General features: G+C 57.4%; 25 protein-coding genes. 18 read left to right on the top strand and 7 right to left on the bottom strand.

The genetic code is table 11. The features are described 5' to 3' along the window. Positions 1-335 precede the first annotated feature (335 nt). Positions 336-572, bottom strand: coding sequence for a response regulator (locus K227x_RS07450; RefSeq protein ID WP_145168943.1), 237 nt, complete (start codon positions 570-572; stop codon positions 336-338). Positions 573-1,156: 584 nt separating this feature from the next. On the opposite strand from K227x_RS07450, the gene K227x_RS07455 reads away from it, so the two are divergent. Next, positions 1,157-1,657 (top strand): low molecular weight protein-tyrosine-phosphatase, encoded by a 501-nt coding sequence (locus K227x_RS07455; protein WP_145168944.1) that lies wholly within the window; start codon positions 1,157-1,159, stop codon positions 1,655-1,657. Between the two features lie 166 nt (positions 1,658-1,823). On the opposite strand, the gene K227x_RS07460 is transcribed toward K227x_RS07455, so the two are convergent. Together K227x_RS07460 and K227x_RS07465 are read right to left on the bottom strand one after the other, a co-directional pair. Continuing rightward, complete coding sequence (locus K227x_RS07460; protein ID WP_246146640.1) at positions 1,824-2,498, bottom strand: thioredoxin family protein; 675 nt, start codon at positions 2,496-2,498, stop codon at positions 1,824-1,826. A 66-nt stretch (positions 2,499-2,564) separates the two neighbouring features. Further along, positions 2,565-3,665, bottom strand: a complete 1,101-nt coding sequence (locus tag K227x_RS07465; RefSeq protein ID WP_145168945.1) for a pyridoxal phosphate-dependent aminotransferase — start codon at positions 3,663-3,665, stop codon at positions 2,565-2,567. Between the two features lie 142 nt (positions 3,666-3,807). Here K227x_RS07465 and K227x_RS07470 point away from each other — a divergent pair, with 142 nt between their 5' ends. From K227x_RS07470 to K227x_RS07480, 3 genes are all read left to right on the top strand, one after another. Further along, positions 3,808-4,371 (top strand): DUF4416 family protein, encoded by a 564-nt coding sequence (locus K227x_RS07470; protein ID WP_145168946.1) that lies wholly within the window; start codon positions 3,808-3,810, stop codon positions 4,369-4,371. A gap of 152 nt (positions 4,372-4,523) precedes the next feature. After that, positions 4,524-5,099, top strand: coding sequence for a hypothetical protein (locus tag K227x_RS07475; RefSeq protein WP_145168947.1), 576 nt, complete (start codon positions 4,524-4,526; stop codon positions 5,097-5,099). Between the two features lie 326 nt (positions 5,100-5,425). Beyond that, positions 5,426-7,768, top strand: coding sequence for a TolC family protein (locus K227x_RS07480; RefSeq protein WP_145168948.1), 2,343 nt, complete (start codon positions 5,426-5,428; stop codon positions 7,766-7,768). Between the two features lie 382 nt (positions 7,769-8,150). Here K227x_RS07480 and K227x_RS07485 read toward each other — a convergent pair whose 3' ends face one another. Together K227x_RS07485 and K227x_RS07495 are read right to left on the bottom strand one after the other, a co-directional pair. Then, positions 8,151-8,429 (bottom strand): WYL domain-containing protein, encoded by a 279-nt coding sequence (locus K227x_RS07485; RefSeq protein ID WP_246146647.1) that lies wholly within the window; start codon positions 8,427-8,429, stop codon positions 8,151-8,153. 510 nt (positions 8,430-8,939) lie between these two features. Continuing rightward, a complete protein-coding gene (locus tag K227x_RS07495; protein ID WP_246146649.1) occupies positions 8,940-9,926 on the bottom strand; it encodes an NHL repeat-containing protein in 987 nt (328 codons plus the stop codon). Between the two features lie 142 nt (positions 9,927-10,068). Here K227x_RS07495 and K227x_RS07500 point away from each other — a divergent pair, with 142 nt between their 5' ends. The 4 genes from K227x_RS07500 to K227x_RS07515 all read left to right on the top strand — a co-directional run bounded on the left by K227x_RS07500 (position 10,069) and on the right by K227x_RS07515 (position 13,716). After that, positions 10,069-11,265: an L-threonylcarbamoyladenylate synthase gene (locus K227x_RS07500; protein ID WP_218933838.1), complete on the top strand. Its 1,197-nt coding sequence runs from the start codon at positions 10,069-10,071 to the stop codon at positions 11,263-11,265. Between the two features lie 49 nt (positions 11,266-11,314). After that, positions 11,315-11,794, top strand: a complete 480-nt coding sequence (rpiB, locus tag K227x_RS07505; protein WP_246146651.1) for a ribose 5-phosphate isomerase B — start codon at positions 11,315-11,317, stop codon at positions 11,792-11,794. Further along, positions 11,791-12,834 (top strand): DNA polymerase III subunit, encoded by a 1,044-nt coding sequence (locus K227x_RS07510; protein ID WP_246146652.1) that lies wholly within the window; start codon positions 11,791-11,793, stop codon positions 12,832-12,834. Before rpiB ends, K227x_RS07510 begins: the two co-directional genes overlap by 4 nt. Positions 12,835-12,984: 150 nt before the next feature. Next, positions 12,985-13,716 carry a family 16 glycoside hydrolase gene (locus K227x_RS07515; protein WP_218933839.1) on the top strand — a complete coding sequence of 244 codons (732 nt, stop codon included), beginning with the start codon at positions 12,985-12,987 and terminating at the stop codon, positions 13,714-13,716. Between the two features lies 1 nt (position 13,717). On the opposite strand, the gene K227x_RS07520 is transcribed toward K227x_RS07515, so the two are convergent. Together K227x_RS07520 and K227x_RS07525 are read right to left on the bottom strand one after the other, a co-directional pair. After that, positions 13,718-14,563, bottom strand: a complete 846-nt coding sequence (locus K227x_RS07520) for a sugar phosphate isomerase/epimerase family protein (RefSeq protein WP_145177432.1) — start codon at positions 14,561-14,563, stop codon at positions 13,718-13,720. Positions 14,564-14,613: 50 nt separating this feature from the next. After that, a complete protein-coding gene (locus K227x_RS07525; protein WP_145168950.1) occupies positions 14,614-15,411 on the bottom strand; it encodes an SDR family NAD(P)-dependent oxidoreductase in 798 nt (265 codons plus the stop codon). A gap of 217 nt (positions 15,412-15,628) precedes the next feature. Between K227x_RS07525 and K227x_RS07530 the strand changes: the two genes are divergently transcribed. From K227x_RS07530 to K227x_RS07575, 10 genes are all read left to right on the top strand, one after another. Beyond that, entirely contained in the window at positions 15,629-16,435 is an 807-nt protein-coding gene (locus K227x_RS07530; protein WP_246146653.1) for a DeoR/GlpR family DNA-binding transcription regulator, read from the top strand. A gap of 108 nt (positions 16,436-16,543) precedes the next feature. Then, a complete protein-coding gene (pduL, locus tag K227x_RS07535; protein WP_145168951.1) occupies positions 16,544-17,278 on the top strand; it encodes a phosphate propanoyltransferase in 735 nt (244 codons plus the stop codon). A gap of 84 nt (positions 17,279-17,362) precedes the next feature. After that, positions 17,363-17,656 carry a BMC domain-containing protein gene (locus K227x_RS07540; protein ID WP_145168952.1) on the top strand — a complete coding sequence of 98 codons (294 nt, stop codon included), beginning with the start codon at positions 17,363-17,365 and terminating at the stop codon, positions 17,654-17,656. A gap of 65 nt (positions 17,657-17,721) precedes the next feature. Then, positions 17,722-17,991: a BMC domain-containing protein gene (locus K227x_RS07545; protein WP_145168953.1), complete on the top strand. Its 270-nt coding sequence runs from the start codon at positions 17,722-17,724 to the stop codon at positions 17,989-17,991. A 133-nt stretch (positions 17,992-18,124) separates the two neighbouring features. Further along, a complete protein-coding gene (locus tag K227x_RS07550; RefSeq protein ID WP_145168954.1) occupies positions 18,125-19,312 on the top strand; it encodes an acetate/propionate family kinase in 1,188 nt (395 codons plus the stop codon). A 35-nt stretch (positions 19,313-19,347) separates the two neighbouring features. After that, the gene (locus K227x_RS07555; RefSeq protein WP_145168955.1) at positions 19,348-19,662 is read left to right on the top strand and encodes a EutN/CcmL family microcompartment protein; all 315 of its coding nucleotides are present in this window, start codon (positions 19,348-19,350) and stop codon (positions 19,660-19,662) included. Between the two features lie 2 nt (positions 19,663-19,664). Continuing rightward, positions 19,665-21,086 (top strand): aldehyde dehydrogenase family protein, encoded by a 1,422-nt coding sequence (locus tag K227x_RS07560; protein WP_145168956.1) that lies wholly within the window; start codon positions 19,665-19,667, stop codon positions 21,084-21,086. Positions 21,087-21,089: 3 nt separating this feature from the next. Continuing rightward, positions 21,090-21,344, top strand: a complete 255-nt coding sequence (locus K227x_RS07565; RefSeq protein WP_145168957.1) for a EutN/CcmL family microcompartment protein — start codon at positions 21,090-21,092, stop codon at positions 21,342-21,344. Positions 21,345-21,349: 5 nt separating this feature from the next. Next, positions 21,350-22,015: a hypothetical protein gene (locus tag K227x_RS07570; protein ID WP_145168958.1), complete on the top strand. Its 666-nt coding sequence runs from the start codon at positions 21,350-21,352 to the stop codon at positions 22,013-22,015. Further along, complete coding sequence (locus tag K227x_RS07575; RefSeq protein WP_145168959.1) at positions 22,012-22,293, top strand: EutN/CcmL family microcompartment protein; 282 nt, start codon at positions 22,012-22,014, stop codon at positions 22,291-22,293. Before K227x_RS07570 ends, K227x_RS07575 begins: the two co-directional genes overlap by 4 nt. Positions 22,294-22,343: the final 50 nt, after the last annotated feature.

The following is a 22,343-nucleotide window of genomic DNA, read 5'->3' on the forward strand; positions in this document are numbered from 1 at the left end:
AAGTCTCTACGAAAAGGTCCCGCTTCGGCGGGGCCTTTTTTCGTTGGGGAACAAACTGGGACAAGCATTGAAAGAACGCGGATCGGGCCAGCGAAGATAGATCGCTCGACCGCCGTAGCCTGGACAAGATCAGACCTAGAGCCTTCGCCTCGGAACCCGCGTTACCGGTTGCGATGCCATGGGCCACAAGTCACTTGCATCGATATCAGCGGCAGCATTACCGGCAACCGTGTTATCGGTCACCACTGGCCTGCACCGAAACCACTGATCTGGGGTTCGGGACGCTCGCGTCAGCAATGCAAGCGCCGCGAATAGCTTAAAGAATCACCGATCAATCAGTTGACGACGGCTTTTTGTTTCGCCGCTCGCTGAAGCGCCTCTTCCACTCGAACCATCAGCGGGTCCACGGTTTCAGTGGCCTGTGGTTCGACCGATCCTTGGCAAACATCCGTGCACTCGGCGACAAATTCTGCATTGCAGTGCTGGCACGCGACGGTATATCCCATCAGCGAAGCACGGATCTGCACACGCCGACCGCAGGTCGGGCATGATTGGGTGAATCTGATAGACATCACAAAACTCCATTAGTGAGTGGACAGGCAACCGATGTCCTTGAAGGTGCGATCTTATCCCTTCCAGGCGATTACGGCAAGTAAGTTTGCCAATGTCGTTTGGGCTTTCGCAGCCACGACGGTTGTGTCAGACACCCTTCGTTAGATAAGTATTCCTTTTCCTCCCCCTCGGGAGAGGTGCCTAGGATAGCAGCTGCTGACGCAATTTCTATGGTTTGATTGGGAATAATCTGAGTAGAGCCGCAGACAGCGCCAAACGCATCGTTTCCAACGTCATCTTCGTTAGGAACCCCTCGTTTGGATGACTTGCAGCACCTTTTTACCGTGGCATCTCGACTCGCTTATGGATGCAATGAGCGGGCGGTAGGTTCGGCCGCCAGAATCCCTTACGCTTAGGCCAGACAGACCTATGACAGGTCTTCCAAAGGCCTTGGGCTTTTCTGGTTGAGGAATCAGAGAGATCGGTTGGACACTTCATCCGGCCGGCTTTCCACCCAAAAACAGGGCCGACCCATCGGACATTTGTTTTTGATGCCTCGACATCCCCTGAACACCTACCCCCCCGCACGGGAAGCGACGAAGCGATGAATACCAAGCGTGTACTGTTTGTTTGCATGGGAAACATTTGTCGGTCTCCTGCCGGCGAGGCCGTGATGCAGCGTTTTGCGACTGAATTTGGCGCCGATGTGGAAGTCGATTCGGCTGGCACACACGGCTACCACGTCGGCGAGCCTGCCGACGAGCGAATGCAGGCTGCAGCCGAGGCGCGGGGCTACGAACTGACTAGCCGTGGCCGAAAGGTCACCGAAAGTGATTTGGACCCCAGCCGATTTGATCTGGTGTTAGCCATGGACACCGAGAACCACACGATTCTGCAGGATATGGCGGGCGGAGTGCAGACGCATGTGCGGATGTTCAGCGACTATCTTGACGACACTTGGCCCACCGACGTCCCCGATCCGTATTACGGTGAGGACGATGGGTTCACCAAAGTGCTAGACATGCTGGAAGAAGGTTGCCCCATCATCTTGCAAACGCTAACCGGCGAAGACATCTTCGCGGGCGAGTTCGAAGAAGACCAGTAAATCGCTTTCGACAGGGGGGGCACTTCGATGTCGCCCCGCCGCGGGAAGACCGCCGGGGATGACTGGTTCGCACTGGCCGCGCCAGAGTTTAGCGGCCAATGTCGTCCGGCGTAGATTGTCTTTCGGCAGATCGCTTCTGCTGGCAACCGCTTTGTTTCATGCTTCGCTAGCGAGACGATCGCGTTCGGCGTTCTCGCTTGAATCGGATTTGGCAGCCGATCGGGACCGTTTCGGTGACCTTCGGATTCTTGCCGGCCAGCACCGCGTCTAAGGCCTCGGCAACATATCGTTGCGTGATCTGTTTGCCGTCGGGGCTGTCGTCCATCGAACCCATGTAAGCCACTTTGCCAGCTTGGTTGATGACAAAGCACTGGGGCGTGAACTTGGCTCCAAACTGCTTGGCGATTTGTTGACTCGGATCGATCAGGTAGGCAAACGGGAACGCCTTGGATTCGGCTTTTTCCTTCATCGCTGGCAGCGAGTCTTCGTCGATCAGATTGACATTGATGGCAACCACAGCGACATCGCGTGGCGAGTAGTTCTCGTGCAACCAGATCAGCCGGTCTTCCACATCGACCGCGTACGGGCAACTGTTGCAAGTGAAGACAACGACGGTGGCAGCCTTATCGCTCGTCTCAGCTCGCGAATGATGCTTTCCATCGACACCTTCCAGCGCTTCCCACGACGGGGCAGCGTCACCGACGCTGATCACGCTGTTGTACTGGCCGGCTGCCGCAATCCCGGACACCCCGCCTGTGCCGGATCCCGCCAAAGCTAGAAACACAATCGTTAGGGACCGTAGACCAAAGAATGACTGCATGGCTTGGGCGACTCTGGGCATGGGGGGAAGGTTGCTGGGTTCGCGATCGCGACGGGTTCGCCGCGGTTGGGGGATGACTCGATTCCGCTAGACCATTTTTCGCAGCAATTCGATTCCCCGATGCAGCGTCTCGTCGGGAGCAGCGAAACTGATGCGAAAGTGTGTGTCACGATGGCTGAAAATATTGCCTGGGATGATCAGCAGACCCTTCTCGATCGCTTTCTCGACGAACTTCGCACCGCTGGCGATCGGCGACTTGGGAAACACATAAAACGCACCACCCGGTTTTGCGATTTCGAACTTATCCGAAAGCCCATCGACGATCAGGTCGCGTTTGCGTGCGTAGTCTGCGATGTGTCCGTCCAGATTGACCTCCATCGCACGAAGAGCACCCCACTGGGCCGGTTGAGGCGAACAGACAAACGAATACTGTTGGATTTTCAGCATAGTGTTGATGATGGCCGATGGTCCGTGAACGTATCCGACTCGCCAACCGGTCATCGCGTGACTCTTGCTGAATCCGTCAATGACGATCGTTTGTTCATTGAAGGCTGCGGGCGACGAGAATTTGCCGTCGTAGAAGAAGCGGCTGTAGATTTCGTCTGATACCAGCGCGATGTTTCGATCAGCCGCGATCTTGGCGACCGCTTTCAGTTCGTCTTCGGTGGCCGTGACACCGGTCGGATTGGCGGGGCTGTTGACCAGGATCATTTTGGTCTTTGATGTGATCGCGGCCTCGATCTTGGCAGGGTCTAGCCGGAAATCGGGATACGAATCGACCGGCACCGGTACACCGCCACACATCTTCACCAGGGCCGGATACATCACAAAGTAGGGATCCAGGTAGATCACTTCGTCGCCCGGATTGATCATCGCTAGCATCGCCAGCATCAAACCGCCGCTGGTTCCGCTGCTGACAAAAACGTCGCGATCGGCGTGTGAGTACAGTTCTTTGACTTCGCTGGCGATGGCTTCCCGCAGCGGGCCGATTCCCTGCGTTGGCGAGTAAGCGTTTTTGCCGGACTGGATCGCTTCGATGGTCGCCGACTTGATTTCGTCGGGGACGTCAAAATCGGGCTGCCCAATGGATAGGTTGATGGGATCTTTAAGTTTGGCGGCGAGGTCAAAGACTTTGCGAATTCCGCTGCTGTCAAACGCGTTGGTCCGGTCGGCAATCCAAGGATGCATGGGGTTTCTGGCTCGAGTTGGCTTGAGGAATCCGTCACGCTGCGTGAAACTAGACTGCGTGAAACCAAAATTGTAGCAACGATTCAGCATATCCGGCATCCGCACCAGGACACCCGGCATCCGCCTTCGGAGAGTCTGCGAAGTGTCATCGATTCGTTTGATCGAACCCGTCGTTCGTATTTGTGCCGTGATCACGCGGCACCCGGTGGCGCACCGGTGGGCGATCGAAAAAATCAGTGCCGCCTGGGGGGCAGTCCAAAAGACATCGCAGCCGGTGCCGTTCATCGCGGGCGGTTTTTACGATGACACGATGGGCGTCGGATTGCAAAAGACGTTGATCGCCTTTGGCGACTATCAAGATCCCGGCGGGCTGGCCGATTGGAAGATTCAAACCAACGATTGGGAATCTGAATACGCCGGGCTAGGTGGTCATGACGAGCCACGGCCCATCAATTTAGACGTCGGCTATCTAAGCCAGGCCAAACTAGTCTTGGCGACGATCAAAGATCGCGATCATCGGATCTACTTGCGACGCGGGATTTTTGCCGAAGTGACGCTGAATTACGTCGGCAAGAACTGGCAACACCATCGTTGGTCGTACCCCAGCTATCGCACCGACGAAGTTGCCGATTTTGCTGGTCGTTGCCGCACCGACCTACGTGCCTATTTGGAACAAACCGGTCAGATCCGGCGTGTTGTGAAATAGGGCCTGCAACGAATCGCTGGCCCGAATAACCGGCTTAATCGTTCGTGCATTCAAATTCGGTGGGACCGGCGGTCGATGAATCACTGGGAACGTGATTGGCGATGGATGCCAGTTTCACGCCAATTTTGATTCACCGATCCATGGATGGACCGATGCGACCCAATACGACCCCTGTGGCTCTGGCCAGCGTTGACTTTACGCGATCCTTGTTGACCCGCACGGCGGTCGCCGCAGTGATCGTGGTGTCCGCATGTGCCAGTGCCGATGCCCATCACCCGGATCGTGAAAACCAACCCGTCCATGCCCGAGTCGATGTGATCGGCCCGTTGGGGAACCGTTTGCCGGCTTCCTATCGCCGACGATACAACCGCCCAACCAATATCGGCGGAAAAATTGCGTATTGGATCGCGCCGACCAGCCAAGAAGCGATGGCCTGGCACAAGGCGACGCATCAAAAGGCCTACGAATGTGACCGACCCCGTTTGGAAACACACTACTTCTACCCCAAGCCATACGAGGCTCTGAAGGTCGGGCCACGGCCGAAGCCCGAAGCGGACGTCGCGCGAGCAAAACTCAATACGTTTGATAACGAAGGCGACGCCAACGCGGCGGCAGAAGCAGAGGCCGACTTGAACGGTCCCGCCGTCGATCCACTCGGTCAGACCCAGGGACTTCTCGAAGATGTGATCGACGCCACCGGCGAAGGCCTGGGCGAATCAGGGCTGTAAGTCCCCCCCCCCGAGCCGCTGGGCGGTGTCCTTGAGGGTCCGTCGCGGTCGCAAAAACTGCGTGAAATACGGGGGATCGTGCGCGGCCAGCCGCCCGGGATCCGCCACATTCGACGTGGGAAAAGAAACTTCACCATTTTTGTAGGAACCGTCAAAGTTTACCAACCAGGACTCCGATAACTTCATTGGGCGAGGTTTCCTCTTTTCAGGGGAAACACCGTGGGGGGCTTCCACACTCGACCCGCTTAGGGAACATGCCATAGTCGCGTGGTGCGACTGTTGGTGTCGGCATGTTTTACGGCGGCACGACCCCGGAAGTCTAAACAATGAATCGCGTTCTGATTCGACAAGCAACTTACGTGCAACTGGTTCTCGCTGTCCTGATGGCGACGGGCTGTTCGACGACTCAACCGTTCTTTGCGGGCGAGTCACCGGACTTGCAGTACTATCTGAACACCGCGACACGGATCGAGTATCCCGATGTCGAAGTGGACAGCTTGCCTGAAACCACCTTGGCCACTCAGCCCCTGATGATCGGCAATCACGATTATCAGTTTTGGGATTTGACGGTCGAAGAATGCGTTTCGATCGCTCTGCAAAATGCCAAGTTCTTTGTCACCACCGGCGGCAACGCCGAGTTCCGACAAAACGTGGCGGCACAGTTCACCAGTGCCAGCGCCGATCAGTTGGGCAGCATCTACGACGTCGCCATTCAACAGTCGACGACTCAGTCGGTTCCGTTGACCGTCGACAGCAGCGGCAACCGCGTCCTGCCACGAGGCGTTCTGCGAGCCAATCAAGTCGGCGGAGTCGAAGATGCATTGGCCGAATTTGATGCCCAAGCCAGCGGGTTCATCAACTACGGCACCACCGACCGACCTCGCAACACCGGCGCACTGAATACCGTCAACCCGCAACTGTTCAATGCGACTGACGTCACTCAGCAAGCCGCGATCAGCAAACGATTCGCAACCGGTGGTGTCGCCACCGTGCGTCAACAAATCATCTACTCGCGAAACAACGCCGAAGTCGGCCCGATCTCGCGAGCCACTGCCAGCGATTACACCGCCGTCGTCGAAGCCCAAGTGCAACACCCGCTGATGCGGAACCGTGGCACTCTGATCAACGGTATCCCGGTTGTGTTGGCTAGCTTGAACGAAGACATCTCGATCGCCGACTTTGAAATCCAAGTTCGTAACTTGGTCCGCGACGTCGAAGTGACCTATTGGAGTCTGTACGTCGCCTATCGGGGCGTATCGACAGCCGTGATCGGTCGTAACAGTGCGATGGCAACGGCCAACTTTGCCGAACTGAATCTGAAGAACGGTACCGGTACGATCCAAGAACTGAAACAGGCTCAAGAACAGTACTACAGTTTCCGTTCGCGTTTGGAAGGTGCCCTGTCGGGATCCAACCTGCCAGGCGACGACCGCTTCGGAGTGTATGGCAACGAACGTGCACTGCGTGAACTGATGGGCCTTGCACCCACCGATGGACGCTTGATCCGACCGATCCAAGAACCGACTTTGGCCCGCGTGGAATACGACTGGGACGAAATCACGACTCAAATGCTTTACTTGAGCCCGGAACTGCGTAAAGGACGCACCGTGATCAAGCAACGCGAACTCGAACAGATGTCGGCCAAGAACCAGTTGCTGCCCGAAGTCAACTTGTCGCTGCTGTACCGCTTTGTGGGTGTCGGTGACGAACTAGGATTCGGTTCACGCACCGATGTCCCTGGTCCGCTGCCCGGCAGCAGTGCCTTGAACGATTTGACCGGTGGCGACTACCAGGAAGGTGTGCTTCGATTGGACATCACTCCACCGGCGATCGGTGGCCGCCGCGAACGGGCTCGCATCCGTGGGTCGCAACTGCGGTTGCACCAATCGCGTGCCTTTTTGCAGGACGCCGAACGTTTGATGGTCAGCCAAATCAGCGATGCCGTTGCCAAGGCTGCCACTCACTATGGACAGATGCAATCCAACGCCCAGCGTTGGCAGGCTGCGGAGACCGAAGTCGAAGCTCGATTGACCGAGTTCAAGGGTGGACGAAGCACGATCAACGTGGTGCTGCAAAGTCAGCAACGCAAAGCCGAAGCCGAAATCACCTACTACCGTGCACTTGGCGAATACAACAAGTCGCTGAACTATGTCGACTACCTCAAAGGCACCTTGTTGGCGAACAGCAACATCACGCTGGCCGAAGGCCCTTGGAACAAGAAGGCATACTGGGACGCGTTGGAACGAGCACGTGAACGAAGTGCTGGCAAGAAGGTCGTCTACGGAGTCAGCCGACCCGGAGTCGTCCGCCAAGGCCCTGTCCGTGATGCGGATTCCGTACCGGCTGCGATCGGCAGCGGTGTTGATCCAAGCGGACAACTGCCACCCGGCATGACCTGGCAAGAAGAAGACGCAATGTCCCAGTCGATCAATGCACCCCTGCAGTCGCCGCTGAGCGACATGGGATCAACGATCGACGAAATGATGCAACCCAGCATCCAGTCCGAACCAACCTTGGCACCCCTGCCATCACCTGATTCGTTGCCCGATCGTTTGAACGATGCCGGCGACATTCAACAAATGGGCTACCAAGGTCACGTCGGCGACGTGCAGATCGATGGGGCACCTGTCCCCGTCCGACGCACGCCACTACCAACTCAGGTTCGATAACCATCGGACCAACCGTAAATCTCTGGGCGGAGGCTTGCGAGGACTACCGATTCTAGCGCGTCGGAAAATATAGTTCTCGTACACGAAAAGCTTGAGCACGCTGAAAAGCGTCTCGAGCTTTTTGTCGTTGACGGATGGAGAATTCGTAAACGCCGCCAGCCGCCGCTGGCCATGACTTGCCAGCGATTTCTCTAACAGAACCGAATGGTGAATCGGCACGTGGCACTGCGACGGCCCGATCGGCGGCATGACCGCCCGTCGGGGCGGCGCAGTGCTTGGACCGGTGCGACCACTGGTTGTCCGCTTGCAATCGAGACCTGCGGATGCATGCCTGTTTGGCGGCGGCAAGTTTGCGTGATTGTCACGTCGCTGCATTGCGATTTTAGTGGCTTGCGCACAGTTCTCTCGCTCCATCAACCGAAGTCATCGGGACCGGCATCATCACATCCGTCGCAGGGACCAAACGGATGTTCTTGCAGCGTGAAAGCTGGAATTGACGCGGTTGTTCGCGGCATAAGCACAGCCCCAAAAATCGGTAGCTGCCCATGAACTTGATGGGGCTAACGACGCGGTGAGTGCGATTGCCCTTGGCGTCTGCATAGTCCATCTCAATGACGTAGTTGTCGCAATCTTGCATGGCTTGACGAAGTAAGCGATTCATCGTGTTTCCCCCCGGAAAGTGTTCTGTTGGCTCTCTGACACTTTTAGTATTGGCCGGCCCCGTGACACGTATGGTCACGCGGTGGGGAACAAGTTTCGCGAACTCGCGTTTTGGCTGCCGATAGCGATGTCGATCGCGATCGGGGGGGGGAGAGCAGCGAGCGGTCTGGATTGCGGAGCCCGGTTCAGGCAGGAACCGTCGCCTTTCAGGACGCGTGCAGCAGAGAAGTTCGAGTTTAAGTTCGAGTTCGAGTTTAAGTTGTCCTCGAGAATGCGATTCGAATGCCCGTGCCCGTGCCCGTGCCCGTGCTCGAACTTGAACTCGAACTTGAACTCGAACTCGTGCTCGAACTCGTGCTCGAACTCGAACTCGAACTCGAACTCGAACTCGAACTCGAACTCGAACTCGAACTCGAACTCGAACTCGAACTCGAACTCGAACTCGAACTCGAACTCGAACTCGAACGCTTCCCCGTTCGAATCACCAACTCTATCAACCTAAACCGACGCTCTAACCCGGCATTTGGATCCGTTGAACCCGGTGGTTATTGCTGTCCAGAACATGGACGCGATTTTTCGAATCCACCACGATCCCCCAGGGTTGGTTCAGCATTCCGGGCTCAAAACCGGGGCCTCCCCAGCTGGCGATCCAGTCGCCCTGGGGGCTCAGTCGCTGGACCCGGTTGTTCTTGTATTCGACGACCAGCACGCTGCCGTCGGCAGCGATCGCCAGATCGTAGGGATAATAGAACTGGCGATGTTCGGTGCCCGGCCCGCCCCAGACGTCGATCAACCGAGGCGTCTCTTCGCGGATGTCGAATCGCTGGATACGGTGATTGCAGGCATCGGCGACCCACATCACGTCGTTGTGGATCACCAGGCTTTGCGGGCGTACAAATTTCCCCGGTGTATCGCCGGTGCCGCCCCACTGGGTGACGAATTTTCCATCGGGATCAAATTTTTGGATGCGATCCGAGGCGTTGTATTCGCCCATATAAACGAAGCCGTGTCGGTCGCTAACGGCATCGGTAACGAATGCGAATTCGCCCGGCAACGGGCCCGCGGTGCCGCCGATCTGTTGATCCTGAAGCAGTTGGCCTTCGGGCGTATAAGCCAGCATTCGATAGTAATGGGTGTCGGCGACCAGAATTCGGGCTTGTCCGGACGGATTGGAATCGGCTGCTTGGAACGACAGTCCGGTCGGCCGGCCATTTTCCGTTTCCGGGGTCTGCCAGGATCGGATTGGCTGGCCGTCGGTGTCAAAAACCTGGATTCGTCCGGTGGTGTCGACGATGTAAAGTTGGTCAGCATCGTCGATCGTGATCGCGCGAGGTTTGACGAATCGGCCCGTACTGATTCCGTGCCGACCCCAAACCAATTCGGGGATATCGCCCGAACCGGTGGGGACGCAGCCGCCGGTTCCAGCAGCCATGATGCCGGCGGCCGAGAATCCGAGGCTGCGGATCAGCGTATGCGTGATAAAATCGCGTCGATCCAATGGATCGGTCCGTCGGGGCGATGGAGGCCTAGAATGCATCAAAGATGGGCCGACTTGTGAAGGCGATTCGGTGGCTTTTACAATGGTTGGTTGTCAGTTCAGTTTACCCGACAGGTGGCCGAGAGGTCATGTAGCGTCTTCTATGTCCAAAATTCTTGACCTCCGGGCGACCGATGACCCTCGCGACATCGTCCACCGATCGGTCCAGGCGTTGGTGGAGGGCAGCGTTGTAGGGGTGCCCACGGATACCGTTTACGGGTTGGCGGCCAGTGCGTTATCGGAAACCGCTCTCGAACGATTGTGCGAAATCAAAGGCCGCGACAAGGCATCTCCGCTCGCTATCTCAGTGGCCAGCCGCGAGGCGGCGGAAGATTTTTATTGCGGAATCGCCCCGCTGGCCCGTCGTTTGGCTTCGCGATGTTGGCCAGGACCGTTGACTTTGGTGATCCCCTGCGAATCATCTCACTCAGCCGTCCGACAATTGCCCGCCGCAGTCCAGGAACGAATTCGTGGAGAATTCGGCTGTGTCGGTTTTCGCGTGGTCGACCATCGCGTGATCACGCATATCCACCGTTTTTTGTCGGCTCCATTGCTGTTGACCAGTGCGAATTTGACGGGCCAGCCCGTTGCTACGACCGCCGAACAAGTCGAACAGCAATTGGGGGGGCAGATACCACTGCTGCTCGATGACGGCCCGACGCGTTATGGTGGTGCGTCGACGGTGGCCCGCGTTCGGGGCAACCAAATGGAAATCCTTCGCGAAGGGGGTATCGAACGAGCCGCTATGAATCAATTTATCAAGCCGATTATCGCTCTGGTCTGCACCGGAAACACCTGCCGCAGCCCGATGGCAGAAACGTTGCTGCGCGACCAGTTGGCGAAGAAACTGGGCTGTGAAGACGCCGTTCGTGTGCTTTCGGCTGGCGTTGCAGCGTCGACCGGCAGCGGAGCGACACCGCAAGCGATTGAGGTGATGGGGCGACGTGGTCTGGATTTGACTGGGCACAGCAGTCGGCCGCTGGATGATTCGGTCATGGGAGTCGCCGATTTGGTGCTGACGATGACTCGCGGTCACCGGGCTGCCATCCTGGCCGCTTGGCCGGGCCTGCACGATCGCGTGTTCACGCTTCGTCGCGATGGCGGGGATATCGCCGATCCCGTCGGGATGCCGGTCGATGTCTACGAAGGGTGTGCCGACCAAATCAGCAGCGAATTGTCCGCCTGGATCGAAGCCCTGGATGACGACTTTTTCCCTGACTCGGACTCCGCACAGACATCGTCCAGCCAGCCCACACCACCGACTGACGCCTCGTCAGATTCCGATTCCAACCAAGCGTAGAAACGAGATCACCGTGTTCAAAATAGCTATTGGAAGCGACCACCGCGGCGTGAAAATCAAGAATCGCTTGGTGCAGTCACTGACCACCGCCGGCTACACCATTTTGGATGCCGGTACCCACAGTGATGCAGCCGTTGATTATCCCGACATCGCCATGCAGGTGGCTGCCAAGGTCAGTGCCGGACAGGCCGATCGCGGTATCTTGATCTGCGGAACCGGGATCGGGATGTCGATTGCCGCTAACAAATTTGACGGTGTGCGAGCGGCGTCCTGTTATGACGAAGTCATGGTGGAAATCAGCCGCCGACACAATGACGTGAACATCCTGTGTTTGCCCGGTGACATGATCGGTGACCGGCCGATTGATGATCTGGTCCTGATGTGGTTGCAAACGGACTTCGATGGTGGACGCCATGCGGTCCGCATCACCAAAATTTCGGAACTGGAACGTCGCGGAACATCGCCAACACCAGCCAGTCCATCGTCTCAGAACTCATCGTCACCTGCGGCGTCCTCTGAATCAGCATGACAACCGAAACCGCCACCAAGATGACCGATTGGTCGACGCTGATCGGACATGATCAGGTCCGCCAGTGGTTCGCTGCTGCGATCAAACAGAATCGGCTCGGTGGCAGCTTCTTGTTCGTCGGATCACCGGGGATTGGCAAACGGACGGTTGCCAATTTGTTGGCTCGGACGCTGCTTTGCCAACGTAGCGAAGCTGCCGCCATGAACCCCTGTGGGGTGTGCCCGTCGTGTTTGCAAGTCGAAGCCGGCACGCACCCGGACGTGGTTCGAGTCGCCAAGCCAGCCGACAAAAGTCTGATTCCCGTTGAACTGCTGATCGGTTCACGCGAGGCTCGGATGCAGGAAGGTTTTTGCCGAGACCTGCGGCTGCGTCCTAGTCTGGGAAGTCGCAAAGTTGCAATCCTAGAGGACGCGGACTATCTGAACGAAGAAGGCGCGAACTGTTTGCTGAAAACTTTGGAAGAACCCCCGGCGGGCGCCATCGTGGTGCTGGTGGGGACCAGCGAACAGCGACAGTTGCCCACCATTCGATCACGTTGCCAAATTCTGCGAATGGGGCCTCTGTCGGTGGCCGACGCGTCGCTGTTGCTGCGGAAGGTTCACGGCGTCGAAGCGGACGACCAGCAAATCGCGTCCGCCATGGACGTGGCGGGCGGAGACATCGAAGTTGCCATCCGGTTGCTAAGCGGTGAATCGGATCAACTTCGGCACGCCGTCACCGCCCAGTTGGACGCCGAGTATCCCGATCCGGTGGGATTGGCTCGAGTCGTGACGGCCCACGTCGATGCGGCCGGAAAAGACGCCGGGAAACGCCGCGGTGCGATGCGCGATGTGTTTTCGATGGCGGTCCAGCACTTTCGCCGGCAAATGCGAGCCGGTGCCCTGCAAGGCGATGTCTCGCCATTGACTCTGGCCCGATTGGACCGCTGTGTGCGAGCCCTGCGGGAAGTCGATCGAAGTGCCAATCAGGCGACCTTGATCGAGTGCTTTGCCGCTGACATTGCGTCGGGAGTCACCGGGGACCGAGGCGAAATCGGATAAAACCGTCGATTTGACTTCGAATGCGTCGTCGCGGGACTCGCCAGAATTCTTGCGGAATAAGATGAATGGCGTCGTCCGCTACGTCGGTTCTGCCCTCGGATTCCGTTTCCGGTCACTCTCCTACGCACCTCTTCCAGTGAGAAATTTAAGATGCTGATTTACCGTTTTGCGATGTCGGTCTGCTGTGGCATGATCATTCCATTCGCGGGCGCACATGCCGATGCACCGGAAGAACGTGTGTTGTTCGCTGACGATTTTCAGCGCCAGGAATCGGAACCACATTTGGAACAGGTGGGCAACGGTTGGGGGACCAACAGTCGGGCCCGAGCCAAAGGGAACAAGCAGGTCGACTTGGCCGATGGTGCGATGCATATCACCAGGCATGCCGAGGCCGATCACGGCGTCTCGGTCACACAGGATGTGGCGTTTCGGGATGCCACGATTCAAATGCGATTCAAAATCGGTCCGAAAGACGATCTAGGAATCAACATTGCCGACATGCAGGAGAAGTCGGTTCATGCCGGGCACCTGTGCATGGCCCGCATCCGAACCAATCAGATCGAGATCACGGACCTGAAGACTGGGAAGATGAATCTGGAACTTCGCAAGCGACGCTTGGAGAAAACGTCCGATGATGCCGACGCAAAGTTGGTGGCCCAAAAGTCCAAGCGTACCAAGGTTCAGTTGGCTGCCGATCAATGGCACGATCTTGCCGTCACCATTGCCGGTGACGAGATGACCGTTTCGATCGATGGAAAAAAAGTGGATAGCTTTGCATCGCCCGGCATCGCACACGCCACCAAACGCAGATTGCGATTGGCTGTGGGGCGCGATGCCTGGGTCGACGACGTGCGAATCACCACGCCCGATCCGGCCAAGTAGTTTAGCCCAGGATTTCGCTTCGCAGGCGAGTCAGCAAATCGATGGCGCTGCCGATTTCGGCTTTCTGTCGCTCGGGATCCTGCGGGATTTCGCGTTCGATCGTTAGCGGGCCTTCGTAGCCAATCTCTTTCAGCGTTTTCAAATACGCTTCCATGTTGACGTCACCTTCGCCAAGCGGCACTTCACAGCCCCAGGTCTTGCCGGGCTGGTCGCTCCAGGTCCCGTCTTTGCAGTGGATGCTGCGGACGTGTTTGCCCACTTTACGCAGGGCTTCGATCGGTTCGCCCGTGCCGTACAGGATCATATTGGCCGGATCGAAATTGATCTTCAGGTTCGATCGATCGACGTGCTGGATGAATTCGAGCAGCCCGTCAGCGGTTTCCTGTCCGGTTTCCAGGTGCAGGTACTGGTCGTTGCTGGCCGCGTGATCGCACAGTTCTTGGGTGACTGCGACAATCCCGTCGTAACCGGATTCCGATGGGCCTTCGGGCACAAATCCCAGGTGCAGTGCGATCGCGTCACAGCCCAGGTGCTTCGAAAAGTCCGAGATGTCTTTCATCTCTTGCAGCCGGCTTTGCCGGGTTGCTTCGGGGACCAATCCAATGGTTTTGACAACCGTTGGGATGTCGGCATAGCTTTCGCCGTCGAAGCCACCAAAGACCGCAGTGCACTGAACATTCATGTCAGCCAATTGGCTGGCAAGAGCACGGGCAGAGTCGGCGGTTCGCTTGTCCGGATGCGGTGCGTGAAGCTGAATGGTCGGCAGCTTCAATTCCGAGATCACATTCCAAGCGACCCCCAAGCCTGCGTCGACGGATGCAAATACTCCGATAGGCCATGATTCCATCATTCTTCCTCGATTGTAGGTGGGCTGTGTGTAGGTGGGCTGTGCAGGATTCAGTTGGTTCCAGCTGGCTTTTCCTTCGTCCGGTACATCTCGCGCCACGGCAGTTGGATTCCGCCGTCGATCGTTAGCGTGCTGCCGGTGATGTACTGGCTTTTCGGATCACAAAGGAAGACGACACCGTAGCCGATTTCGTCGGGAGCCCCCAATCGGCCCATCGGCAGTTTTTCGCCTTCGCGTTGCAGTGTTTCTTCCGAGAAAAATTTGCGTTCGCCCGGCGTGTCCGTCCAGCCCGGGTGAATGATGTTGACGCGAATGCCATGGTGGGCCAATTCGCAGGCCGCGGTACGCGCCATTTGATCATTGGCTGCTTTGGCCATGTTGTAGGCCATCGCACCGGGGATTGCCATGTGCGCGTGGGGGCTGCTGATGACAACGATGTTGCCGCCACCCGCTTCGATTAACTTCTGTGCACCCGACCGGACCAGGTAGAACGCCCCCCACATGCTGATGTCGATGGTCTTGCGGAATTCGTCCAAGTCCGATTCCAGCATTAGGTGACGATCGCTGTAAGCCGCGTTGCTGATCACGATGTCCAAGCCGCCCATCTTGGCCGCGGATTCGTCAACCAATCGCTCGACTTCGGATTGAATCGCTAGATCCGCTTGGATCGCGTGCGCTTTCCCACCGGCAGCTTTGCACAGTTCAACCACCTCGTTGGCTTCCTCGGGATGGCTGCGATAATTGATGATCACCTCTGCCCCGGCGGTGGCCAGCTGGATCGCGATACCGCGCCCAATGCCGCGAGACGATCCCGAGACAATCGCTCGTTTTCCATTCAAATCGGTCATATCAATGTCGTAGTGGCTGGGGGACGAATCAGGTGTCGAAGTGCTCGGAAACAGCCTAACGGCCGATCGCGTTAGGGTCGATATCCCCGCGACAAATGAAAATGTTGCGAATATTCTGTCAAAACACCTTCTGGGTGATTGTTTTCTGTCATCGATGAGAGAAAACTATCGCTGTGTGAAGATGGCTGTTCTAGGTGGCCTTGGATGGAGATCGTGGGTGCGAAGCCAACCCATTAGCGCAAAGCGACGCGACCGACTTCGTGACCTGGTTCAGGCTCGCGGGTTTGCGTCGTTGGGCGAATTGGCGGCTTCTTTGGAAGTCAGCGAGTCCACGATTCGGCGTGATTTGGAACAGCTGGAAAAGGATGGCCATGCACGGCGTACCCACGGCGGCGCGTTTTGGACGGGGGATCCGGACACGATGGAGGTCTTCCAGACCCGTCGCGACGATTCCTGGCCGGCCAAGGTCGCGATCGGCGTCGCGGCATCGTCGATGATCGAAGACCACGACACCATTTTGTTGGATGGAGGCAGTACGACCTACGAATTGGCACGCCACTTGGTCCAGCGACCTCTGCAAGTGGTGACCAACAGCCTGCCGGTGGCTCACCTTTTATCGGCCAGCGAATCGATCGACTTGGTCATGATCGGCGGCTGTGTGCGAGGGCGAACGGCGGTGACGATTGGGCCGATGGCCGACACGATGCTGCGAAGCATCAACGTCGGCAAAGCGTTTTTGTCGGTCGCTGGAATCACCGAGCGAGGGTTTTTCAACAGCAACATGATGTTGGTGGAAAGCGAAAAAGTGATGATCGAGGCGGCTGACCGGACGATCGTGGTCGCCGACAGCAGCAAGTTCGGAAAAGTCAGTCTAAGCCGACTGTGCGGATTGCAGGACGTGGACACGGTGGTCACGGACGCCGGACTGCAAAGCGAATGGAAACAGCATCTGGAAATGGCAGACGTCGAACTAGTCTTGGCGTCTAAGAGCGAACACAAATCAACTCACCTAAAAACATCGTGATCACGCGACCCGAGGTCCTTCCAACGGGCGCTCGGGCCGCATCACCACTGTGGTCACACCCTGAATATCGTGATCCCGCATTCCATGCAAACGAGCTAATTCACCCCTATGAATTCATCCATCATTGATCGAAGCGTGATTGAACAGTTGGTTCGTGGCGCTCTGCGCCAAACGGGCAGTTCGTCTTCGGCACCCGCGACCGCGGCTGCGGCCCGGGTCGCCAATCCGGCCGGTTGGGTCGACGGAAAACCGAATTTGCGAGTCAGCATTTCGGCCCGTCACTGCCACCTAACCGATGAACACGTCGAGACGTTGTTTGGCCCCGGCGCCGTGCTGGTTCCCGAAAAAGACCTGTATCAGGATGGGTTCTATGCGGCCCAGCAGACCGTCATGGTCGTGGGCCCACGCCGCCGAATGTTGGGCAGCGTCCGCGTGCTAGGTCCGACCCGTCCCTTCAGCCAGGTTGAACTGGCGCTGACCGATTCGATTTCGCTGGGCATCGACGCACCGGTTCGCCACAGCGGCCAGATCGACGGCACGCCCGGATGCGTGTTGGTGGGGCCGGTTGGCAGCGTCCAACTGGACCAAGGCGTCATTCGCGCCGCCCGACACGTGCACATGAACCTGTCCGACTGCGATTACTATGACGTCAAAAACGGCGACATGATGCAGTTGAAAATCACCAGTCCCGATTGCAGCGTCAGTTTTGAAGACGTGCTGGTCCGTGCCGACAAGGCCGCCAAGTTAGAGGTCCACATCGACACGGACGAAGGCAACGCATGCAATCTGGATGCGGCGACTGAGGTTGTGCTGAAGAAGAGCGGCTGCGGCTGCCAAAAATAAACGACGTCAGTGCTGGAACATCATCTAGCACTGAAAACCAATACCAAACTCCTACTTTCCCTCCTTTTCAAAGGTAGTTTTACGATGGCAAAAGTTAGCGAAGCGCTCGGCATGATCGAGACCAAGGGATTCATTTCCTTGGTGGAAGCATGCGATGCGATGATGAAGGCAGCAAACGTTCAATTCATGGGCTGGGACAAGGTCGGCAGCGGCCTGTGCAGCGCATTCGTCACCGGCGATGTGGCCGCGGTCAAAGCCGCCACCGACGCTGGTGCTGCCGCAGCAGGACGCGTGGGTGAAGTCGTCAGCGTGCAAGTGATTCCTCGACCGCACGAAGACATCGCCAAGATCCTGAAGACCCCACCAGCCAAGAAGTAATTCGGCTTCGAATGCTTTCTTTGACGACCTATCCAACACAAATACCACTTTGAAGTAGCTCTCTTATGAACGATGCAATCGGGTTGATCGAAACCAAAGGCTTGTTGCCCCTGATCGAAGCCACCGACGCCATGGCGAAGGCCGCAAACGTCCAAATCGTAAAACGAGTCGACATTGGCGGCGCGTATGTTACGACCGTCGTCAGCGGTGACGTCGGCAGCGTCCGCGCAGCAGTCGAAGCCGGTGCAGCAGCAGCTGCCCAAGTCGGCGAATTGGTCGGCAGCCACATCATCGCTCGGCCTGCCGAAGGTCTTGCTGCCGCGTTGTTGTCCTAAACCTCCAACGCAGCCTTAGGCAGTCGCGACACGTCGTTTGCGCTGTGTCAGTCGTTTGGCCGGGCTAGGAGCCCGTGTCGTACTGTGCATGTTTCCCAACCCCTTTTTCAGACTCCCCTGGACGGAATAACCAGTGCTAGTTCTTGTAGCGAATCTAGGATCGACCAGCTTCAAGTATCGATTATTCGATATGGCCGACGAACGTTGTTTGGCGCGAGGTGCGGTGGACCGCATCGGTGATGCGCAAAGCGAATGTTCTGTTGAAATCGGTGATTGGAAAGAAACACGTACCATGCCGGTGCCGGATCACGGTGTGGCAGTGGCGGCGTGTTTGGAACAATTGACGGACCCTGAACATGGCGCACTGAAAGATGCATCGGAGGTTGCCGCGATTGGATTCAAGGCAGTTCACGGTGGTCGGTTGTCAGGTGTGTTTGTGGTCGACGACGAAGTGCTAGATGCGATGGCAGAGATGAACGCGGCTGCGCCCGCGCACAATCCGCCTTACATCGCGGCGATGAAGTTGTTGCGAGATCGGTTCCCCAACCTGCCGTTGGTGGCCGCCTTCGAAACCGACTTTCATCGCACCATTCCGGCAGCTCGTCGTGAATATGCGATCCCACGGGATTGGGCGGACCAGTTCCATATCCGGCGTTACGGATTCCACGGTGCCAGCCATCGGTTCATTGCCGGTCGGGTGGCTCAGTTGCTTGGTCGTAGCGATGCACGCGTGATTTCGTGTCACTTGGGCGGCAGCAGTTCGTTGACCGCGATCCAAAACGGAAACAGCGTGATGACGACCATGGGCATGACCCCGCAGACGGGAGTGCCTCAGAACAACCGGGTCGGCGACTTCGACCCATTTGCGTTGCCATTGATCATCCAGCGAACCGGCATGACGTTGGACGAAGTGCTCACCCGCTTGGCCAGCCAAGGTGGTCTGCTGGGGCTTAGCGACAACAGTGGCGACATGCGAGATCTGGAAACGGCTGCCGCGGCCGGTGACCAGAAATCTCAGTTGGCACTGGACGTCTTTGTTGAAGAGGTTCGTCGTCACATGGGCGGCATGATCGTTGCCATGGGCGGCGTTGACGCGATCGTGTTTACCGGTGGCATCGGCGAGAAAGGAAAAGAGGTTCGGGCGGCGATCTGCGCGAATCTGGAACAGCTTGGCGTTGTGGTGGACCGCGCTGCCAACGAAGCCATTGATGGCGAAGGGAACTTTCATGACAGCGACAGTCGTACGCAGTTGTGGGTGATCCCGACCAACGAAGAAGTGATCGTGGCCCGGCAAACTGTCGAGCGGTTGCAAACCTCTTAAGTCCAACGGTGAGTGCCGAAAGGCCTTTTTGAAACATGTTCATCGCACGCGTTACCGGATCGGTCGTTGCCACCCAAAAAGTGGGGTCAATGACCGGTCACAAACTGTTGGTGGTCGAACCGTATCGATTGGAAGAGAAGAAGCGAGGTTCGCTGGTCCCGACCGGGCGAACGTTCATCGCCGTCGATCCCCTCGGCAGCGGCGAAGGCGACTATGTGCTGATTTGCCAAGGCAGCAGTGCTCGGTTGACACCGGAGACAAAAGATCTGCCGATCGACGCGGTTGTCATCGGTCTGGTCGACAGCGTTCACATTGAAAAGACAAACGTTTATTCCCGAAACGATAGCTAGACATGCAATTTGACGAAAACACGATCCGCAGCGTTGTCGCCCAAGTCTTGGCCGAAGTCGGTCCTCTGCCATCCGCCCAGCCTGGTGCATCAGCCGGTGGCAAGCACGGCATCTTTTACGACGCTGACTCTGCCGTCGCTGCTGCTCGCGCAGCCTTCGAACAGTTTCGCACGCGGCCCTTGGCGACTCGCAAGCAAGTGATCGACATCATTCGCAAGATCGCCATCGAGAACAGCGAAGAACTTGGTTTGATGGAGATGAATGAAACCAAGATCGGTCGACCCGAGCACAAGATTGAAAAGCTGCGAGCGCTCGGCGAGATGTCGCCAGGAGTCGAGTTTTTGGAAACCAAGTGCTACAGCGGTGACCACGGTCTAGCCGTTATCGAACGGGCTCCCTTTGGCGTCATCGGTGCAATCACGCCTGTGACGCACAGTTTGCCGACGATCACTGGCAACGCGGTCAGCATGTTGGCCGGTGGGAATACCGTTGTTGTGAACCCACACCCATCGGGCAAATTGGTCGCTGCCGAAGGGGTGCGACGGTACAACGAAGAAATCTCGCGACAAATCGGTATCGACAATCTGATCTGCGTGATCGCTGAACCGACTTTGGAAAGTGCCGAAGCGTTGTTCAAAAACCGCGATGTCTCGCTGATCTGTGTGACCGGTGGGCCTGCGGTTGCACGTGCGGCGCTGAACAGTGGCAAGCGAGCCATCGTTGCCGGTCCAGGCAATCCGCCTGTGGTGGTCGACGAAACGGCCGACTTGGACAACGCCGCTCGCTGCATCATCCAAGGTGCTGCCTACGACAACAATTTGCTTTGCATCGCGGAAAAGGAAGTGTTTGTTGTCGAAAGTGTTTTCGACGAAATGATGGCTGCTATGCGACGCGCCGGCGCCGTCCAGTTGGATGCCGGTCAGATCGCAAAGCTGACAAGCAAAGCCATCGTCAAGGTGGGCGACGACCAACACGACGCAGCCTGCAAGGACTTTATCGGCCAAGACGCATCGGTCCTTGCTGCGGCAGCCGGTGTCACCGTTCCCGAGGGAACCGAGTTGGTGTTTGGCGAAACCGATGAACATCACCCGTTTGTCACCGTCGAACAGATGATGCCGTTCGTTCCATTTGTCCGTGCACGATGCGTTGACCACGCCATTTCGCTGGCCAAAGAATACGAGCATGGGTTCCGTCACACTGCCATCATTCACTCTCGTAACGTTCACAATATGACCAAAATGGGTCGTGAATTGGACACGACGCTGTATGTCAAGAATGGACCTTGCATGGCATCGCTCGGTTTGGGCGGCGAAGGGTACATCTCGTTCTCGATCGCGGGTCCAACCGGCGAAGGCGTGACAACACCCAACACGTTCACCCGCGAACGTCGCTGCAGCATGATCGATGAACTGCGAGTGGTTTGATCCATGCAAACCGCCCGTGTACTCGGTTCGACTCGCGCCACCGTCAAAGATAAAAGCCTTGGCGGCGTTCGCTTGGTGATTGTCCAACCGTTGCTATTGAATGATTCGCCCGACGGACCACCGTTGATTGCGGTAGATGGGTTGGGTTGCCGACGCGGCGACCAAGTGATGTTGACCAGTGACGGCACACTGGCACGCGAGATTACACAAAACGAAAATACTCCGGCGCGTTGGAGCGTCGCAGGCATACTGGACTGATTCGAATGCCCAACGGCAAAACCACAGCGACGACCGACTCCGCCTGGGTTTCCCAGATCGCGGCTGAGGTGGTTGCGCGGTTGCGGGCGACCGGATCGGAAACCAGCCGGGCAATCCATGCTGGTTCGATCATTGCAGATTCCGCCGGTCCGTCGGGATCCGTCGGATCAGACTCCGATGTCCCACAAAGTGCTTTGCTGAAGGTCATCGATACCACGGTGATTGCAAGCACGGCGGCCGGCACGGTTTTGGATGTATCCGCCCAAGCGGTGATCACACCGGCGGCGAAAGACGATGCCAAGCAAAAGAACATCACGATTTCGAGGTTGGCAAAGTGCGCACCGCCCCAACCGGTTTCGGATCCGTCGCTGACCGCCGGCATTGTTGATGTGGATACAGATCGTGGCCGATCGGTCGCCGACCAGTTGGCACGCCGAGGCATCCGGTCGATCGGTGTCGGCATCGTCCTCAGCGATACTCCCGCGCTTGATCTGGTGGGCCAATTTGCGAAAGGATCCCGAGCGGCGATGGCGGGATCGATCGAAGAAATTCGGCGGTTCGGCAGCGAGGTCGATCCCGATGTCTGGGTGCTGGACATGAAACGCATGAATTTGGTGACGGCCATCAATGCCATCGCAATCATCGCACGAACCAACGGAGCCAGATCATGAAGATGGCAAGAACGATTGGCACAGTAACGCTGTCCCGTGCACATCCGGGACTGCAAGGTGCTCAGCTTCGCTGCGTCGAAGTGATCGAATCGATCGACCAACTGGATACGCAACCATTGGGCGGCGAAATGATCGTCGCCTGGGATTTGTGCGGCAGCGGAACCAATGACTTGGTGGCGCTGGCCGAAGGCCCGGAAGCCGCTCAACCGTTTCGGCCAGACGTCAAACCTCTGGATGCTTCGATCGTAGCCCTGCTAGACGAAGTCGATTTGGGCTGATCGCCCAAGCCAACCAACCAACTCAACCAACCAATACTTCACCCTGCGAA

Origin of the sequence: Rubripirellula lacrimiformis, assembly GCF_007741535.1 — a bacterium.
Taxonomy (GTDB): domain Bacteria; phylum Planctomycetota; class Planctomycetia; order Pirellulales; family Pirellulaceae; genus Rubripirellula; species Rubripirellula lacrimiformis.

Excerpts from the sequence above, each read along its gene's own strand:
- K227x_RS07450 (WP_145168943.1), bottom strand. The coding sequence starts at position 572 with ATGTCTATCAGATTCACCCAATCATGCCCGACCTGCGGTCGGCGTGTG.
- K227x_RS07455 (WP_145168944.1), top strand. The coding sequence starts at position 1,157 with ATGAATACCAAGCGTGTACTGTTTGTTTGCATGGGAAACATTTGTCGG.
- K227x_RS07460 (WP_246146640.1), bottom strand. The coding sequence starts at position 2,498 with ATGCCCAGAGTCGCCCAAGCCATGCAGTCATTCTTTGGTCTACGGTCC.
- K227x_RS07465 (WP_145168945.1), bottom strand. The coding sequence starts at position 3,665 with ATGCATCCTTGGATTGCCGACCGGACCAACGCGTTTGACAGCAGCGGA.
- K227x_RS07475 (WP_145168947.1), top strand. The coding sequence starts at position 4,524 with ATGCGACCCAATACGACCCCTGTGGCTCTGGCCAGCGTTGACTTTACG.
- K227x_RS07480 (WP_145168948.1), top strand. The coding sequence starts at position 5,426 with ATGAATCGCGTTCTGATTCGACAAGCAACTTACGTGCAACTGGTTCTC.
- K227x_RS07485 (WP_246146647.1), bottom strand. The coding sequence starts at position 8,429 with ATGAATCGCTTACTTCGTCAAGCCATGCAAGATTGCGACAACTACGTC.
- K227x_RS07500 (WP_218933838.1), top strand. The coding sequence starts at position 10,069 with ATGTCCAAAATTCTTGACCTCCGGGCGACCGATGACCCTCGCGACATC.
- K227x_RS07510 (WP_246146652.1), top strand. The coding sequence starts at position 11,791 with ATGACAACCGAAACCGCCACCAAGATGACCGATTGGTCGACGCTGATC.
- K227x_RS07515 (WP_218933839.1), top strand. The coding sequence starts at position 12,985 with ATGCTGATTTACCGTTTTGCGATGTCGGTCTGCTGTGGCATGATCATT.
- K227x_RS07520 (WP_145177432.1), bottom strand. The coding sequence starts at position 14,563 with ATGGAATCATGGCCTATCGGAGTATTTGCATCCGTCGACGCAGGCTTG.
- K227x_RS07525 (WP_145168950.1), bottom strand. The coding sequence starts at position 15,411 with ATGACCGATTTGAATGGAAAACGAGCGATTGTCTCGGGATCGTCTCGC.
- pduL (WP_145168951.1), top strand. The coding sequence starts at position 16,544 with ATGAATTCATCCATCATTGATCGAAGCGTGATTGAACAGTTGGTTCGT.
- K227x_RS07540 (WP_145168952.1), top strand. The coding sequence starts at position 17,363 with ATGGCAAAAGTTAGCGAAGCGCTCGGCATGATCGAGACCAAGGGATTC.
- K227x_RS07545 (WP_145168953.1), top strand. The coding sequence starts at position 17,722 with ATGAACGATGCAATCGGGTTGATCGAAACCAAAGGCTTGTTGCCCCTG.
- K227x_RS07555 (WP_145168955.1), top strand. The coding sequence starts at position 19,348 with ATGTTCATCGCACGCGTTACCGGATCGGTCGTTGCCACCCAAAAAGTG.
- K227x_RS07560 (WP_145168956.1), top strand. The coding sequence starts at position 19,665 with ATGCAATTTGACGAAAACACGATCCGCAGCGTTGTCGCCCAAGTCTTG.
- K227x_RS07565 (WP_145168957.1), top strand. The coding sequence starts at position 21,090 with ATGCAAACCGCCCGTGTACTCGGTTCGACTCGCGCCACCGTCAAAGAT.
- K227x_RS07570 (WP_145168958.1), top strand. The coding sequence starts at position 21,350 with ATGCCCAACGGCAAAACCACAGCGACGACCGACTCCGCCTGGGTTTCC.
- K227x_RS07575 (WP_145168959.1), top strand. The coding sequence starts at position 22,012 with ATGAAGATGGCAAGAACGATTGGCACAGTAACGCTGTCCCGTGCACAT.